At 70.8% G+C, this 16493-nt stretch carries 17 protein-coding genes; 4 read left to right on the top strand and 13 right to left on the bottom strand.

Annotation, left to right across the window (positions count from 1 at the left end):
• Window positions 1-119 precede the first annotated feature (119 nt).
• Window positions 120-539, top strand: a complete 420-nt coding sequence (locus tag IPJ78_03690; protein ID MBK7905646.1) for a DUF423 domain-containing protein — start codon at window positions 120-122, stop codon at window positions 537-539.
• A gap of 43 nt (window positions 540-582) precedes the next feature.
• Here the strand turns inward: IPJ78_03690 and IPJ78_03685 are convergent, their stop codons facing one another.
• The 10 genes from IPJ78_03685 to IPJ78_03640 form a co-directional block, all read right to left on the bottom strand.
• A complete protein-coding gene (locus tag IPJ78_03685) occupies window positions 583-1764 on the bottom strand; it encodes a nucleotidyltransferase family protein (protein ID MBK7905645.1) in 1182 nt (393 codons plus the stop codon).
• Window positions 1765-1767: 3 nt separating this feature from the next.
• Window positions 1768-2568: an ABC transporter permease gene (locus IPJ78_03680; protein ID MBK7905644.1), complete on the bottom strand. Its 801-nt coding sequence runs from the start codon at window positions 2566-2568 to the stop codon at window positions 1768-1770.
• Window positions 2568-3566, bottom strand: a complete 999-nt coding sequence (locus IPJ78_03675; protein ID MBK7905643.1) for an ABC transporter ATP-binding protein — start codon at window positions 3564-3566, stop codon at window positions 2568-2570. The genes IPJ78_03680 and IPJ78_03675 overlap by 1 nt, the downstream gene beginning before the upstream one ends.
• A complete protein-coding gene (locus tag IPJ78_03670) occupies window positions 3563-4498 on the bottom strand; it encodes a hypothetical protein (GenBank protein ID MBK7905642.1) in 936 nt (311 codons plus the stop codon). The genes IPJ78_03675 and IPJ78_03670 overlap by 4 nt, the downstream gene beginning before the upstream one ends.
• Window positions 4495-6411 carry a hypothetical protein gene (locus IPJ78_03665; GenBank protein MBK7905641.1) on the bottom strand — a complete coding sequence of 639 codons (1917 nt, stop codon included), beginning with the start codon at window positions 6409-6411 and terminating at the stop codon, window positions 4495-4497. Before IPJ78_03665 ends, IPJ78_03670 begins: the two co-directional genes overlap by 4 nt.
• Window positions 6408-6848: a lasso peptide biosynthesis B2 protein gene (locus tag IPJ78_03660; GenBank protein ID MBK7905640.1), complete on the bottom strand. Its 441-nt coding sequence runs from the start codon at window positions 6846-6848 to the stop codon at window positions 6408-6410. Before IPJ78_03660 ends, IPJ78_03665 begins: the two co-directional genes overlap by 4 nt.
• Window positions 6829-7131, bottom strand: coding sequence for a PqqD family protein (locus IPJ78_03655; protein MBK7905639.1), 303 nt, complete (start codon window positions 7129-7131; stop codon window positions 6829-6831). Before IPJ78_03655 ends, IPJ78_03660 begins: the two co-directional genes overlap by 20 nt.
• Before the next feature lie 125 nt (window positions 7132-7256).
• Window positions 7257-7460, bottom strand: coding sequence for a lasso RiPP family leader peptide-containing protein (locus IPJ78_03650; GenBank protein ID MBK7905638.1), 204 nt, complete (start codon window positions 7458-7460; stop codon window positions 7257-7259).
• A 274-nt stretch (window positions 7461-7734) separates the two neighbouring features.
• Window positions 7735-9225 carry an AMP-binding protein gene (locus IPJ78_03645; GenBank protein ID MBK7905637.1) on the bottom strand — a complete coding sequence of 497 codons (1491 nt, stop codon included), beginning with the start codon at window positions 9223-9225 and terminating at the stop codon, window positions 7735-7737.
• Between the two features lie 28 nt (window positions 9226-9253).
• Window positions 9254-10075 (bottom strand): SGNH/GDSL hydrolase family protein, encoded by an 822-nt coding sequence (locus IPJ78_03640; protein ID MBK7905636.1) that lies wholly within the window; start codon window positions 10073-10075, stop codon window positions 9254-9256.
• 169 nt (window positions 10076-10244) lie between these two features.
• Here IPJ78_03640 and nadE point away from each other — a divergent pair, with 169 nt between their 5' ends.
• The 3 genes from nadE to IPJ78_03625 all read left to right on the top strand — a co-directional run bounded on the left by nadE (window position 10245) and on the right by IPJ78_03625 (window position 13495).
• Window positions 10245-11249: an NAD(+) synthase gene (gene nadE, locus IPJ78_03635; protein ID MBK7905635.1), complete on the top strand. Its 1005-nt coding sequence runs from the start codon at window positions 10245-10247 to the stop codon at window positions 11247-11249.
• An 8-nt stretch (window positions 11250-11257) separates the two neighbouring features.
• Window positions 11258-13210 (top strand): asparagine synthase (glutamine-hydrolyzing), encoded by a 1953-nt coding sequence (asnB, locus tag IPJ78_03630; protein ID MBK7905634.1) that lies wholly within the window; start codon window positions 11258-11260, stop codon window positions 13208-13210.
• Between the two features lie 90 nt (window positions 13211-13300).
• On the top strand, window positions 13301-13495 hold the full coding sequence (locus tag IPJ78_03625) for an acyl carrier protein (protein ID MBK7905633.1): 195 nt from the start codon (window positions 13301-13303) through the stop codon (window positions 13493-13495).
• Window positions 13496-13507: 12 nt separating this feature from the next.
• Here IPJ78_03625 and IPJ78_03620 read toward each other — a convergent pair whose 3' ends face one another.
• From IPJ78_03620 to IPJ78_03610, 3 genes are read right to left on the bottom strand one after another with little or no spacing between them, the layout of a single operon-like run.
• Window positions 13508-14476 carry an alpha/beta fold hydrolase gene (locus tag IPJ78_03620; GenBank protein ID MBK7905632.1) on the bottom strand — a complete coding sequence of 323 codons (969 nt, stop codon included), beginning with the start codon at window positions 14474-14476 and terminating at the stop codon, window positions 13508-13510.
• Window positions 14469-15335: an alpha/beta hydrolase gene (locus tag IPJ78_03615; GenBank protein MBK7905631.1), complete on the bottom strand. Its 867-nt coding sequence runs from the start codon at window positions 15333-15335 to the stop codon at window positions 14469-14471. Before IPJ78_03615 ends, IPJ78_03620 begins: the two co-directional genes overlap by 8 nt.
• Window positions 15332-16483, bottom strand: coding sequence for a hypothetical protein (locus IPJ78_03610; GenBank protein ID MBK7905630.1), 1152 nt, complete (start codon window positions 16481-16483; stop codon window positions 15332-15334). Before IPJ78_03610 ends, IPJ78_03615 begins: the two co-directional genes overlap by 4 nt.
• Window positions 16484-16493 lie beyond the last annotated feature (10 nt).

Below are 16493 nucleotides of genomic sequence, written 5' to 3'. Positions count from 1 at the left end.
TGTAATTACCGAATAAACACCGAAAATCGCAAGAGTGAACGGCTCACACGGCTATCTTCATGCGGTGCATGGGGATGGCCCGCGTCAGCCCCGCGAAGACCGACTTCTTCTCACCGCCGATGCCCCCGACCGCCCCCACCGCAGCCCGGCAGTTCTTCCGGATCGGCGCCCTCTCCGCCGGTCTCGCCGTCGCCGCCGGCGCCTTCGGGGCGCACGCGCTCCGCGCACGCATCGAGCCGCGCCTCCTCGAGGTCTTCGAGACCGGCGCCCGCTATCAGATGTATCACGCGCTCGCACTGCTCGCGGTCGCCTGGCTCCTCGATCGGGTCGCCGACCCGCAGCAGCCGGATCCGCGCGCTGCCCGTGCCGCGACCATCGCCGGCTGGGCCTTCATCGCCGGGACGGTGCTCTTCTCCGGCTCGCTCTACGCGATGGCCTTCACCGGCATTCGCGTGCTCGGTGCGATCACGCCGCTGGGCGGTGTCGCCTTCCTCACGGGGTGGGCGAGCCTCGCGCTCGCCGCATCACGCACGCGCTGAGCGCTCGCGTCCCCGGGCGTCCCCGCGCGGGCCGCCGGCCGACCTAACGCCCGAGCAGCGTCACCGCGACGAAGTCCCACCAGTGCTGCAGGCGAGCGGTGTGATGGCGCACCCGTACGCTCACCGGTTCCGGTGCCGTGCCCCGGAGTTCCTCGGCCCACTTCAGGTCCGAATCGAGGCGACTCGCGACGCGGTGCCCGCTCCAGCGTGGCCGCAACGCCGCCCGCCAGAGCAACCGGGACATCCCGATCGACGGGCTCGGCGGCGCCTCACCCGGCACGAGCGCAGCGATGAAATGCCGTTCGAGGGCCGCGCGCACGAACTCCGGTGTGGGGGGGGCGAGCGCGGCGAGCACCGCGGGCGGCACCTCGAGCGCCCCCATCCGCTGCCCGAGCCGGAGCGTCCAGTAGCAGCTCGTCGCCGCGCGTGCCTCACGCGCGATCGTGGTCAGCCGCTCCCACGAGAAGCCCGGTGCGGTGCTGGCCACGCCCACGAGCCGGAACGTGCGCCACGCGCCGAACTCCATCGCATGCTGCCACGCGAAGTGGATGCACGCGTGCAGCACGAGGTGCTCGGGACTCGGGACGAGCGCGCCGGCGAACGGGGCCGCCGCCGGGCGCGCCTCGCGCCGCAGGTGCGTCTCGTCGAACGCGAACGAGTGGTCGGCGGGGAAGAGCGCGACGTGCAACTCGACGCGCATCCCCGGCAACTGCGGGTCGAAGTACGGTGGCAGGTGATGGTGCCCTTCGTCGAGCAGCGCGTGCAGTGTCGGGTCCTCGGTCTCCTGCCATCCGGCGGCGACGAGCGCGGCGCGCGCGCGGGGGACGTCGTCCGGCACGACGAGCAGGTCGAGGTCGGTCATCGGACGCAGACGGAACGAGGGATCCGCGATCGCGCCGAGGGCCGCCCCCTTGAGCAGGACGACGGGGACCTGCGCGGCCGCGAAGGCCGCGATGGTCTGCTGGAGCCGACCGGCGAGTTGCTGCATCCGGAAGTCGCCGAACATCGCGGCGCGGCGGAGCGCCTCCGCGACGGGTGCAGGGAGGTCGCGCACCTCGCGGAGCGCGCGCCAGAGCGTCGGCGTGGCGAGCTCGCCGTCGGCGAGGTGCACCGCGCGCCCCCAATCCTCGATCACGGCGGCGAGGGGCGCGAGCTCCGCGCTCCCGCACCGCACGTCGGCGCTGCGGAACACCAGCTGGGCTTCGGGGGAGCGCGAGAGCGGCATCGGTCAGAACTGGGCGAGCGTGCCGGCGCGCCGCGCGTGCCGGAGTGCCGCGCTGAACGCGATGGTGCCGACGACGAGGCCCCCGCCCGCGATCGCGGCGAGCACCGCGACATCGCCGGCGACCGCCGCGAGCGGCGCATCGGCGAGCAGCAGGCGGCGCGTGGCGCGGAGGCCGTACGTGAGCGGGAACAGCCCCGAGAGCGCCTGCAGCCAGCCGGGGATCGCGGTCGTCGAGTAGTAGACGCCCCCGAGCAGGCTCGAGCCGCCGACGACGGCGGTCACGAGCGGCCCGGACGTCCGGAAGACGAGCACGAGCGCCGATGACACGAGCCCGAGCGCGGCGTGCGCGGCGATGAGCAACAGCAGGATCCCCGCCACGGCGGGGAGCATGAGCGGATCGAGGCGCACCCCGAGGACGACCGCCCCGAGCACGACGATCGTCGCATTGACGAGACTCTGGAGCACCGGGTATGCCGACATCCCGACGAGCAGCACGGGCAGTGGCGTCCGCGTGACGAGCAATGCCTCGAACGTTCCGCTCCCGATGCTCCCGGCGAGGGCCCCGGGCAACGCCGCGCTCGCCGCGAGGATGATGTACGTCGACGCGATGCCGAGCACGATGAAGCCGAAGTAGTCGCCGCTCTCGAGCCGGATCGACTCGCGTGCCATCGGTTCCACCGCGCGCGCGATGAACCACACCGGCACGACCGACGCGAGCAGGCTCACCGTCGAGAGGGCGGTCGCCACACGGTAGCTGGTCGCCGAGAGCCAGGCGGCGCGGAGCAGGGCGAGGATCGCGCGCATCAGGCGGGGCCCTCGCGGTCGGCGAGCACGCGCTCGATCAGGTCGGCGAGCGAGGGTTCGGTGCGCTCGAAGCGGGCGACCGCGAGCCCGGCGGCACTCAAACGCGCGAGGGCCGCGGCCGCGCCGTCGGCGCCCCCGGGCAGCATGCACTCGAACTCGTGCCAGCCGTCCTCGACGCTCGCCCCGGCATCCTCGAGCGGCACGCCGAGCGCGGCGGCGGCCCCTGCGGCGGCATCGGCGCGGAGCCAGAGTCGATGCCGGTCGCCACCCGCCCGATGTCGCAACCGGGCGGTCCCCTCCACCGCGAGGAGGCGTCCGCGCTCGAGCACCCCCACGCGGTCGCACAGGTCCCACACCTCGTCGGCGTCGTGCGTCGCAAGGAGCACGGTGCATCCCTCGGCGTCTACGACCGTTTCGCGGAGGAAACGACGGAAGTCCCGCGCCGAGATCGGATCGAGGCTCCGCGTCGGCTCGTCGAGCAGCAGCACCCGCGGACGCGCCAGCAGCGCGCGCGCGATGAGCAGCCGCTGCCGCATGCCGGTCGAGAACGACCCGACCATCTTCTCGCCGGTATCGGTCAGGCCCGTGATCGCGAGAACGCGTTGCACCTCGGCGCGCGCGGCCGCGCCGTCGAGGCGTTGCAGCGTGGCGTAGAGGCGCAGGTTCTCCGTCGCCGAGAGCCGCCAGTACAGTGTGCGCTCGTTCGCGATCACCGGGGCGACGAGCTGCCGCACCGCGAATGGCGATGCCGCGACGTCCAGCCCCCCCACCAGGGCGCGTCCCTCGTCGGCGAGGAGCAAGGTGGAGAGCATCTTGAAGATCGTCGTCTTCCCGGCGCCGTTCTGGCCGAGCAGGCCGAAGATCTCCCCCTCGGCGACCGTGAAGGAGACGCCATCGACGACCGTCTGCCGTGGCGCCGCGAGCGGTGCGCGCGCGACCTCGCGCCACGACCGCTGGCGCGCGAAGCGCTTGGTGAGCCCCTCCGCGACGACCATCATGGCGTCGGCATCCCATGCCACTCGAGGATCGTGCGTGCCATCGCGGGCAGCGCATCGAGATCACGCGGCATCGCCAGTTGGTAGAGCGGCACCGTGGCCGAGAGGCGCGCCGCTCTCGCGAGCAGGGCCGGCGCCGCCGCCGAGCCGAGCATGCCGCCGATCTTCACGTGCGCGACGAGACTGATCGCCCCCTGGAGCTGCGGCATGGGGGCGCGGTCGACGCCTTCGCCGTCGGGGTCGATCGGCACGAGGAGATAGAGCGCGGCGAGCGCAATCGGGCGCGCGAAGACGCGCTCCTGCCCGAACTCGGTGATGAGGTGCTTGCCTTCGCGCGTGCGGAACGGGCCCTCCGGGACGCCGACGACCTCGCGCGCATCCTCGCGCACGCGCAGGCCGTGCACGCCCGGCCATGCCCGTCCCGACTCGACGTCGATCGCCAGGGTGTCGTCACTGACGAGCCAGGCGCCGGCGGTCGTGAGCGCGAGCGCCAGCGAGGACTTGCCGTATCCCTTCGGCGCGAGGAACCCGATCACTCCCTCAGCGGTCGCGACGGCGCTGCCGTGCAACGGGAGGAGTCCGTCGAGGTGGAGGGCCGTCGCGAGCACCCGACCCATGAGGTGCGCCCGTACGAAATCATCCCACGCGCCGGTGAGCGGGACGATCGTGATGCGCGTCCGATCCTCGGAGAGGTCGAAGGTCCCGGTGTCCTCGACGACGATGCGGTGCCCGTGCGCATGCCGAATGAGCCGCGCATGAACATCGCCGTAGATGCACTCCGCGCCGAGTTCGACGGCCCCCTCCATGGGCGGGAGCGTCGTGGCGACCGATGCCGTCCAGCGCGCCGGGCCCGCCGGGATCTCGTCGAGCTCCGGCAACGGCAGGTCGGACGCGAGGCGCTCGCCGTAGACGGAATAGAACCGCAGTGCCGTCACGCGGGCGTCCCCGGCGCCGAGGCATGCGCGCGTGTCCACCACTCCGCCTGCACGGTGAAGAAGATGCGCGCGCCGAGGTCGTCGTCATCGTGGTCGAGCACATGCGCCCACGCCGAGCGCAGGCGCGCGGCGTCGATCAGGCCGAGGGAAGCGAGCATGGGGTCGCGCAGGGCGTCCTCGATATGTGGCCGCGCAGGACCGCGCAGCTGGCGGAGGAAATATGCTGACGTGACGCCGGTCCGATGGGGGCGTGGGGCGAGCACCGGTTCCGGGATGAGGCCACGCATCGCGCGCCGCAGCAGGATCTTCGTCTCGAGCCCGTCACTGCGCTCGCTCCACGGCCGCCGCACGGCGAAGCGCACCACCCGGTCGTCGAGCAGCGGTGAGCGGAGCTCCACGCCTTCCTCGAGGGCGAAGGCGCGCAGCACGCCCACCACTCGGCCGAAGAACGGGAAGCGCAGATACGCGTGCGTCTCGGCGAGGACGCGACTCGTGCGTGGGAGCATCGGAAGTGCACGAGCCTCGCGCGCGCGCGCGCCGCCCGCTTCGAGGATCGCCTCGGTGATCCACCACGAGGCCTGGCGGTGGAGATGCGGGGGCGGGGCCGGCAAGCCGCGCAGGCGCGCGAGGAAGCGCGGGATCGCCGGGGGGAGCGCGGGGCGCACCGCCCAACGCCAGGCGTTCGCCAGGCCGTGACCGCCGCGGAGGCGCCATTGGCGCGCGAGCTCGAGCCAGCGACCGCGGCCGAACAGGTCGGAGAGCAGGATGTCCGAGACCTGGAAGAGCTGGTCGCCGCCCACGCCATCGAACATCACGCGCGCCCCGTCGGCGCGGGCCTGGCGGGAGAGCGCGCGGTTCCAGTGCTCGAACGCGTGCGCGAAGGGCAGGTCGCGCGCCGCTGCATCGCGCGTCGGATCCGGCAGCAGGGCGATGCCGTCGACCGGCACCCACCGGGTCCGGAGTCCCCACGCGTCGACGGTCTGGCGGATGAGTTCGTCCTCGCGCCCAGGGTCGCCCTCGGGATAGCTGATGCTCACCGGCCGGAGTCGAGAGGACACCTCGGTGCCGAGTGCTACCGTCGCGGCCGCCCCGACCGAGGTGGAGTCCCACCCGCCGCTCAGGGAGAGCGCGGTCGGCCCCGTGCCCGCCACGCGCTCGCGCACGGCGGCCACGAGCAGGGCGCGCAACTCCTCGGCGCCGCGATCGAGCGGGGCCCGATCAAGGAGGATGTCCTCCGGGGGATGCCAGAACGGGTCGACGCGGACCCCGCGTCCGCGCTCCCACGTGAGCAGGTGTCCCGGCGCCAGCTCCTCGACCTGCTGGTAGGCGGTGACCGGCGCATGGCCCCACATCCCCGCGGCGACGGTCGCGATCGCCGCGAGGTCGAGCGTGCGCGGCACCTGCGGATCCTCGAGCAGGCCCGTCACCCGCGTCGCGATGCGGACGCCGTCGCCGACGCGGGCGTGGAAGAGCGTGCGGTGGCCCGCGAATGCCCGCGCGGCATGCAACCGGCCGTTCGCGCCGTCCCACACCACCACGGCGAAATCCCCCTCGAGTCGCGCGAACGCGTCCCGACCCCAGGCCGCGTAGGCCGCGAGGATGAGCGCCGCGTCGTTGGGCGCGTCGTCGGCACGCAACGCGAGCGCCCGCCGGAGGTCGTCGCGATGATAGAGCGTCGCGTCGGCGGCCACGAGCAGTGGGCCGCGCGCGGCGCACTCGCCCGCGCCCTCGCGGAGTTCCCGCTCCCAGCTCGTCGCGCCGGCGGCGAGGGCGACCCCGGCCGATGCCGTCTCGGCAGGGGTGCTGGTCGTGACGCCGCCCGGGACCATCACGCGCAGCATCGCCCGCGCGAGCCGGCCCGGTGCGCCTGACCCTGCGGCGTCGGGTGCCGCGATCGCCGCGATGGCGCTCATCGACGCTGCATCACGCCGAGGTCATCGACCTCGGTGAACGACGCGACATAGTCGGGATCGTCGCCGACGATGCGCTCGCCCCATCGCACCCACGCGTGGGCCTGGAATACGCCGTCGGCACGTCGCACGCCGATGCGGATGCTCGCGCCCCGCAGCCCGTCCTGCACGAACAGGTCGCGGAGTGCCATGGCGCGTACGAGGCAGAAGGGTCGGATGAGGCCGAATCTCGCGGCGCGATGCACCGCCATCGCCAGCAGATACGCGCGGCCGGGGTCACCGCTCACCGCCTCGGCCGCGAACGGCTCTCGGATGGCGAGCGCGCCGATCGGTTCGTTATCCAACCGACGCTGGGCGCGCAGCAGCGCTGCCTGCGCGCGCCACAGGTCACGCCACCCGCGTGGGCCGAGGCTCGCGAGGTTACGGAGTCGGCGCAGCATCGCCGTCGCCCGTCGGCGTCGGCTGCACGAGCCCCTCGCGCAGGAGGGCATCGAGCAGTTCGATCACGTCCGTGCGGATCGTGTCCCGCGGGACGTCGGGGAAGCGTTCGCCCAGCGTCGCGCAGAGTGCATCCAGTGTCCCGTGTGCAGGCGGCAGCGCGCACCAGACCAAGGCCCCCACCGCGTTGAGGCCGAAGTACGTCTCGGACTCGGGGTAGAAGAGCATGGCACCGTCCTCGAGCGACTGGAATACGACGGTGGGGCTGGGCGAGGGGAGGTTCACGGGGTGAGCGAGTTGGTGAAGGATATGAAATGCCCGCGTCGCACATTGCGCAACGCGGGCATCTCGGTGCTGCGATCCTTCGACCGACCAGCCGACCGCACCGAGGTGCGACCGGGCTAGGCGGCTCAGGAGGTCGTGCGGACCGGTCCGGTCGACGGGTCGCCCTGCGTGGTGGGGCACCCAATGTTCACCGTGCGGCGACGGATGCGGGTAGAGCAGCCGGAGCTGCTGATCCCGAAGATCGATCCACCGTCTGACGCGCTCGCGAAACCCCACTGCGTGAGTTCGCGGAACGAACCGAACTTCTCGAGGGTCGGCTTCTGATACATGGAGCGGAGGTGTGGGGTGGGCTTGCCGTGCCAACAATGGACCGAACCGCGGCGCGGTCCACGAAAATGTAACGACAATGCTATACCACGCAAGAAAAATGCCGTCGAGCAGGAGGATCGTCCGAGCGACGTCAGATACGGTAACTCCTTTCTTTCCAAAGGCTTGAGTGGAACACTCTGCGCGAATCGGTGCCCAGCGAGCAGACGCCTGATTCTCCAGTGTAACGCGCCCGCCACGACGCGCACACGCCTGGGTGCGGGACCCTCGCCACGCCTACTTCGTCGCCCCGCCGAGCGTCACGAGGTCGAACTTTCCGGCCGCATTCCTCGGCAGTGCGTCCCGGACATCCCAGCGCGCCGGCTGCATGTGGCGCGGGAGCTCCACCCCGCACCAACGACGGAGCTGATCGAGCGTTCCGTCAGGCGCCAGCACCACGTGCGCCACGATGCGCTCCACCCGTACCTCATCCGGCTCGGACGTCACCACCGCCTCGGTCACCTGCTTCGAGGCGTACAGCACGTCAGCGATCTCGTCCGGGCTCACGCGGAAACCCAGAGTCTTGATCATGCGATCACGGCGCCCCACGTAATAGAGCCGCCCCTCCGGATCGCGCCGTACGAGGTCGCCCGAGTAGACCGCGCGTGCGAGCGACGGGTCGGCCACCTCGGCCGTCGGGTTGCGGCGGAAGACCTTGGCGCTGGTCTCGGGATCGTTCCAGTAGCCGACGGCCACGGTGGGTCCGGCATGCACCAGCTCCCCCACCTCGCCGTCGGCCGCGATGGTGTCGTCCTCCCGCACGACGTACACGCGGGACCCCGGTACGGCGCGTCCCATCGAATCCGGATGCGCGTCGACCTCGTCCGGCGGGAGGAAGGTGCTCCGGAAGACCTCCGTGAGCCCATACATGAGGAACAGCTGCGCCTGCGGTTGCGCGACGCGGACCGCGCGCACGGCCTCCGGACTCAGCCGACCGCCGGCGCAGGTCGCGATGCGCAGGGACGGGATCGGCGTCTGGAACGCCGGCGTCTTGAGCAGTTGCATCCAGATCGGGGGTACGCCCGCGAGCACGGTCGTCCCGGCGGCCTCGAGCGACTTCACGAGCTCACCGCCCATGGTCGCCGTCATGATGTCGAGCCGGGCCGCGGTCGCGATCGCGCAGTTGAGCTGATTGAACCCATAGACGAAGCTGAACGGCAGCACACTCGCGATGCGGTCCTCGGCGGTGATGCCGAGGTACCGGACCACGGTGCGGATCCCGGCAATGAGGTTGTCGTGGCTCATCACGACACCCTTCGGACCGCCGGACGACCCGGAGGTGTACGTGATCTGCGCGGGTGACGCCCCGTCGGCGTCGGTGGGGCCCCCCGAGCCTACCGCCGGGATGTCCTCGACGAAGAGCAGCCGGGTCGCGCCCTCGAGGGGACGGGTCTGCAGCGCCGCCCACTCGCGCGTGGTGACGAGCACGCTGACCGCGGCGTGCTCGAGCACGGCCTCGACCTGCCGCGGTCGATAGAGCCAATTGATCACCGTCGTGACGGCGCCTGCGGCGGTCGCGCCGTAGAAGGCGGCCGCGCTGTCGGCGCCGTGCGGGAGGAGAATCGCGACGCGGTCTCCCTTGCGCGTCCCGCTCGAGCCGAGCGCGTCGCGGATCGCTGCCGCGCGCCCGACGAGAGCTGCGTAATCAAGCACGCGATCAGCATCGCGGATGGCGTGCCGACCACCAGCCGCATCCGCGGTGTCCCAGAGCAGTCGCGCGACGTTCATGCCTGATGGCGCCGAAGGAGATCGTTGGTCAGAGCTTCGCGAGTGCGACAAGGAAAGCCTGCGCGATCCGCTGGCGTCCGAGCGCGTTCAGGTGCCCGCCGTCCGAAGTCAGCTCCGGGGCCAGATACTCGACGTCCTGTCCGCCCTGTCGGACGACGCCCACGGTGCCGTCCGGGAAGAGCGACTGGAAGTGCGCGAGGTCGAAGAGCGGCTCGCGCCCGCCGTAGGTCTCCCGCATCCGCTGGTTGTACCGCGCACGGATGGCGTTCAGGGTGCGGAACGGGGTCTGCTTTCCGCGCAGCTTGGTCCGCCAGTGGAACAGCGTGCCGGGATCGACCTGCAACGGCAACGTGAGATGCACAAGCGTCAGGCCCGGCTGTCTGGCGCGGAGCGAATCCACGGTCGCGCGGTAGCGAGCGAACAGGGCCTCGGCGTCCGTGGACGCATCCACGTCGACGTAGCAGAACTTGACCATCGCGGTCCCCGAGTCCCCCACCGCGGCGGCGATGCGCCCGAAGTCTGCGAGTTTGGAGTCAGGTGCGCCGTTCTGGCCCACCGCGCCGTGGTAGAGCCCCGGAGCCGTGATCCGTGCCGGATCGGCTGTCTCGATCACGCGCAGCGGGATCTCCGGGTGCGCGCGGAGCACCTCGGCCACCCCCTCCATCACGTTGGCACCGACCGACTGGTGCCCGAAGAACAGAGTCCGCTCGGCCAGTCGCTGCCATTCTGCCGCAGTGACCTCCTCGAGGGCGGGGAGGGGGGTCCCGGTGTTCGCCTTGCGCATCTCGCCTCCGCAGCCGACCAGCGCCAGGAGCAGGGCGGCGGTCGGCCGGATCGTCAGTCGGTTCATGGTGGTCCTCGTTGCGTCCGGATGGTGTCGCCTGTCCTTCTCTGGCAAGGCGCGCGCCGTCCTGAAATTGCCCGAGTCGTCGAGTCCGGGCAACGGACGCGGCACGCGCCTTGCTTATGTTATGCTGGCTAGCCAGCTTGCGCCGCCTTCACCCCCTCAGAACGCCTCCATGTCCGGAACCATCGCGAACGCCCTCCAGCTCGACGTCGAGAAGGCCGTCGAGGCCATCGTGGCCTCCATGCGGCAACACCTCGCCGAGTCCTTCAAGCGGAAGGGCTATGTCGTCGGGATGAGCAGCGGCGTCGACAGCTCGGTCTGCGCCGCCCTGGCCGTTCGCGCCGTCGGCCCCAAGAAGGTCTTCGGCATCTTCATGCCCGAGCATGAGAGCGATCCGAACTCGTTGCGGCTCGCGACCGAGCTCGCCCAGCAGCTCGGCATCGACCACACCACCGAGGACATCGCCCCGATGCTCGAGGGCGTGGCCGCCTATCGTCGCCGCAATGATGCCATCCGGCGCGTGATCCCCGAGTTCCGTGATGACTGGGGTTGCAAGCTCTCCCTCCCGAGCGACCGGCTCGAGAGTGGCGCGATCAACGTGACCTACATCGTCGTGCAGCCGCCGGGCGGTGAGCAGCGCCGCGTGCGCCTGCCCGCGGCCGAGTATCGCGAGATCGTCGCCGCGTCGAACTTCAAGCAGCGCGCGCGCACGATGTTCGAGTACTTCCACGCCGACCGCCTGCATTACGCGGTGGTGGGCACGCCGAACCGCCTCGAGTACGACCAGGGGTTCTTCGTGAAGGGGGGCGACGGGCTCGCCGACATGAAGCCCATCGCGCATCTCTACAAGACCCAGGTCTACCAGATCGCCGACTACCTCGGCGTCCCCAAGTCGATCACGTCGCGCCCGCCCACCACCGACACCTTCTCGCTCCCGCAGTCGCAGGAGGAGTTCTACTATCTCCTCCCCACCAAGACGCTCGACAAGGTGGTCTACGCGTACGTGCACGGGATCGCGCCCGAAGCGGTAGCGGCCGAGATCGGGCTCACCCCCGAGCAGGTGAAGGGGGCCATGCGTGACGTCGAGCAGAAGCGTCTGACGACGAAGTACCTGCACCTCGGTCCGCAGTTGGTCGAGTCGGTCGACCTGGGCTGGAATCACGGAGCGCATACCTAGTGTGCGGGATCGCGGGCATCGCGCGGTCACGGCCGCGCGGTGTCGACCTCGAGACGCTCGGCCGGATGGCGGCCGCGATCCATCATCGCGGCCCTGACGGCTACGGCTTCCTCACCGGCCCGATGGTCGGGTTCGCGCACGTGCGCCTCAGCATCGTCGACCTCGCCGGTGGCGCGCAGCCGCTCGAGAGCGAGGAGGGGCGCGTCGTCGTCACCTACAACGGCGAGTCGTACAACTACAAGGAGCTCACGACCGAGCTCCAGGGCCTCGGCCATCGCTTCCGGACCGTGAGCGACACCGAGGTGCTCGTCCATGCGTGGGAGGAGTGGGGCCCGCGGATGTTCGATCGCCTCAACGGGCAGTTCGCGTTCGCGCTGTACGACCGCAAGACCGGCGAGGTGATCCTCGCGCGCGATCGATTCGGCGTGCGGCCGTTGTTCTGGGCCGTCCGTGATGGCGACCTCATCTTCGGGTCGGAGGTGAAGGCGCTCTTCGCGAGCGGCGAGGTCGCGCCCGAGGCCGATCCCGAAGGCCTCGACGAGGTCTTCACCTACTGGGCGACCCTGCCGCCGCGGACGCCCTTCAAGGGCGTGCAGCAGCTGCCGCCGGGGCACTACGCCATCTGGAAGGACGGTCGGCTCACGGTGAAGCCGTGGTACACGCTCGACTACCCCGAGGCGCGCGACGAGTCGGTGCGGGCGATCCACGAGCTCGACGAGCTGATGCGCACGGGTGTCGCGCTGCGGCTCCGGGCGGACGTGCCGGTGGGTGGCTATCTCAGCGGCGGGCTCGATTCGAGCATCACCTGCTCGCTCGCGGCGAAGGCCTCCCCCTTCGCGCTCCGGACCTTCTCGGTCGCCTTCGAGGACCCGCGGTTCGACGAGAGCGAGTGGCAGAACCAGCTCGCCGGCGAGATCGGGAGCCAGCACTCTGTCACGCACATCTCGCAGGGCGTGATCGCCGCCGCCTTCCCCGACGTCATCCGGCACACCGAGACGCCGCTGGTCCGCACGGCGCCGGTGCCGATGTACCACCTCGCGAAGCTCACGCGCGAGCGCGGGATCAAGGTCGTGCTCACCGGGGAGGGCGCCGATGAGCTCTTCCTCGGCTACGACCTCTTCAAGGAGGTGTCGGTGCGGCTCTTCGCCGGCCGGCATCCCGAGAGCACGGCGCGCGCGGCGCTGTTCGACCGGATCTACAAGTACCTGCCGGGCGCGAGCGGCGGCGAGTTCTGGAAGAAGTTCTTCACCGACGCCGGGTCGCCCGACGATCCGCTCTTCTCGCACCTGCCGCGGTTCCAGCTCACGTCGCGCATCAAGGATTTCTACGGCGCGTCGATGCGCGCGGGCGCCACGCGCGACCCGCTCGTCGAGCTGCGCGACGGACTGCCGGCGGCCTTCGGCACCTGGTCGCCGCTCAATCGCGCCGCCTACCTCGAGATGAAGACGCTGCTGTCGCCATACCTGCTCAGCTCGCAGGGTGACCGGATGGGGATGGCCCACGCGATCGAGGGGCGCTATCCGTTCCTCGACCATCGACTCTACGAGTTCGCGGCGCGCCTGCCGACGAGCTCCAAGCTGCTCGGCCTGAAGGAGAAGGAGATCCTGCGCCGCTGGGCGAAGGAGATCGTGCCGCCGTCCATCCGGACGCGCGGCAAGCAGCCCTACCGTGCGCCCGACGCCCCGTCATTCTTCGGGCCCGGGGCGCCCGCGTGGGTGGAGGACGTGCTCAGCGCCGAGCGGGTGCGCGAGTACGGGTACTTCGAACCGGCCGCGGTCGACGGGCTCGCCCGGCGCGCGCGGCGGGGACAGGCCACCGGCTTCCGCGAGAACCAGGCGATCGTCGCCGTGCTCTCGACGCAGCTGTGGCACGAGCAGTTCCTGCGGGGGACCACGCCGCGCGCGCTCCCCGCGTCGGGGGCCGATGTGGTGATGCACGAGCCGACCCCCGCTCATCGCTGACCAACCTGGACGGAGATCCACGTGACCGCTTGGACCCAAGAGCAGATCCGCGCGCAGGTGCGCGGGTTCATCGAGCAGGAGTTCCTCTACATGCGTCCCGGCGTCGTCATCGCCGACGCGGACAGCCTGATGAAGAAGGGCGTCCTCGACTCGATGGGGGTGCTCGAGGTGATGCAGTTCCTCACCGACACCTTCGGCGTGACGCCCGCCGACGACGAGATCACCGAGGCGAACCTCGGGAGCCTCGAGGCGATCGGGGCGTTCGTGCACGCGCGGCTCAAGTAGCCGCGCGCGGGCTCAGGGGCGCGGGAGCGCCCCGAGCCAGGTCCGGGCGGCGGTGTGCATCTCCTGCTGCCAGGCGCGCTCGCTCAGGACGTGATTCGCCCCGGGCACGACGTGCTCCGTGACCTGCGGCGCGAAGCGCCGCATCTGCTCGGGATAGAGGTCGACGAACTTCTCGCGCCAATCCCCGAGCATCCGGTCCTTCTCGCTGAAGACCATGAGCGCCCTCCCGCCGCGGCCGAGGAAGGCGAAGAAGGCCGTCGGGAACAGCGGGTTGACGTTGGCGAGCTGCTCGGCGGGGAGCGCGGGCACGAGCCCGGCGCCGCTGTCCGATGCGGCGCCGGGTGGGCCGGGGCGTCGCTTCTTGAGGAGTCCCGCGAGCATCGACCGCACGATGACGCCGAAGTCGCTGCGGAACGTGAGCAGGCGCAGCCACGCACGCGGGTCCAGCAGCTTCGCGAGATAGCCCTGCCGGAGGTGCGCCAGCTCGAACTGCGTGAGGTACTTCGACGGCATGGCGCTGTCGCTATCGAGCGTCACCGTCATGCCGATGGAGAGCAGGGCCTCGATGCTCGGCTCCCGTTCGGCGACGAGCAGGCCGGTGAGCGCCCCGCCGCAGAGGCCACCGACGATGAAGCGCGTCGCCCCGTGCTCGCGCCGGAGCCACTCGAGCGCGATCTGCCCGTCGGTGACGTAGCGTCCCACCTGGATGTTGCTGTACACATCCACCAGCAGCGACTCCTCGAGCTCGCCTTCGCTGTCGCCGAGGCCGAAGAAGTCGAAGCGCAGCACGAGGTATCCCATCGCATTGAGCATCTCGGTCAGCGGCACGTAGAGCCGCCCCGGGCCGATCCGCATCTTCGCGCCTGGGGAGAACAGCACCACGGCGGGCGCGTCGGCGCGACGCGCATCGGGGAGATGGAGCGTGCCGAAGAGCTGACGTCCTTCGGCATTGCGGAAGGTCACCGCCAGTGGCTCAGCCATCGAGTCCTCCGAGCCAGTCGAGCGTGGCACCCTGCAGTCGCGGCGCGGCACCGTAGAACTGCTTGATCTCGCGCCAGAACTGGTGCTCCTCGACAGGGAGGAGTGTGCCCCTGCCATACGCGGCGGCCAGCGCCTCGAGCGCGGGCTGCGGCTTGCGCGGCTTCCCGGGCGGGAGGACCGGCACCACGAGCGTCGGGCCATCGTGCCGCTTCGCGGCTGTCCCGACCAGCCCGGGGTCCGAGACGGATTCGAAGAGCGCAGGCCCGATCTCGTAGCCGTCGACGTTCACCGTGCCTCCGTCGCGGATACGCTGCACCATCGCCTCACGCGTCTCCACGACCTTGCCGTGCGTGGCGAGCTGGGCACTCAGGTTCGTGCGCAGGACCTCCTGGAGGTAGGCCGCGCCGTCGAGCACGGGATCCCAGAGGACCAGTGGAGCCCCGCGCACGCGCGCGAGGGCGGTGCCCTCCGCAACGGGTTCCCCGGCGGACTCGGCGATGCGCGCCGCGATCGACGCGCCGAGACGGAGGCCGACGAGTCCTACCCGCTCGACGGTCGGCATCCGCTGCACGAGCATCGCGATCGCCGTCTCGAGGTCCGCCAGGTGCGTCTCGAGCGAGGTCTGGTCCGTCGTGCCGTCGCTGTCGCCGGCGCCCATGTAGTCGAAGCGGAGCACGGGGTGTCCCCGCACGGCGAGTGCGCGTGCGAAGCTCACCAGCACGCGATGACTCCAGAGCTTCTCCTCGGCGAACGGGTGGCTGAGGACGAAACCGGTCCGCGCGCTGGGCGCGCTCGGCTCGTGCAGGACACCGAACAGGCGCGTTGACGCGCGGGCGAAGAAGAACGGTCGCTCGCTCACGGGGCGCTACCGCTGGCCGCGCGAAGCCGGGGGAACGGTGCCGCATCCAGCGACGCGATCCAATCGCCGACCGCCGTCGCCACGAGTCGGTTGCCGTGCTCGTTGAGGTGCCCGTCGTACATCAGGAAGGCGTAGGGAGAGCGTCGTGCATCGAGGAGCGGGAAGATGCGCAAGGTCGGCAGCCCGTGCGTGGCCGCGAGCCGGAGGAAGAAATCCTCCTCGGGATATCGGCCCGCCATCACGTCGAACTTGCTCGGGAGGATGATGGTCCCGAAGGCGATGGAATCCGCCGCGAGTCCGGTCGCTAGCGAGTCGAACGAGGTCGTGTAGGCTGCCATGAGCCGACGCGCGTCGGCGCGCCGCGCAGTATCGGCGATGACCGACCAATGACGCAGTTCGTCCCGATGGATTCCGCTCGTGATGAGCGCCGCGAAGGCGTGGTACGACAGGAGGCGCACGATCCTGGGGCTCAGGAACGAGAACCGGTCGGCAGCGCCTGTCGCGGCTGCGGCTTCGGATGTCGGCGCGCGGGGCGCGGCGGCGGAGGGGTCGGGCACGGACCGACGCAGGTCGCGGGGCTCCGGCGCATCGAGGTCCGCGAGGTCGTTCTGGTACTGGGCGAGGATCACGAGGTCCGGTTTGAGCAGCGAGCGGACCTCGCGAAGCCGTCGCGCCTGGCGCGGGATGGTCGAGCCCCGTTCACCCAGGTTGAAGACGCGGACGCATCGCTCTCCGTCCGTCGTCGCGAGCGACCGGCCGACGAGCGACACGAAGCTGCTGTCCCCGTCCACTCCGTCGCCGAAGACGAACGAGTCGCCGATGAACACCACATGCACGCAACGCTTGGGGGTCGCGGAGTCAGGGAACTCGGGGCCGGGGAATCCGAGCGAGTTGAGCGGCGTCCTCGCGGAGCGACTCCATGGCCAGTTTCCCATCCGCATCAGGTAGCTGCGATCGCCGGTCGCCTCGCCGAGCTCGATCCGTGTGGTGCGCTCGATCGTCACGGCGGCGAGGACCTCGGCGACGAGCGCGAGCACCGTCACCGGTATCAGAGCGAACAGGGCCAGCTTCGCCGGACCCAGCGCGGGACGCGGCGGGACGCCCGCGGCGTCAGGGACTTCACCTGCGCTGGTGGCAGTGGGATTCATCGTGCGGAAG

Source organism: Gemmatimonadota bacterium, from assembly GCA_016714015.1.
GTDB lineage: Bacteria > Gemmatimonadota > Gemmatimonadetes > Gemmatimonadales > Gemmatimonadaceae > Pseudogemmatithrix.
The sequence above is the reverse complement of the archived record's forward strand: the minus strand, read 5'-3'. Positions and strand labels throughout refer to the sequence as shown.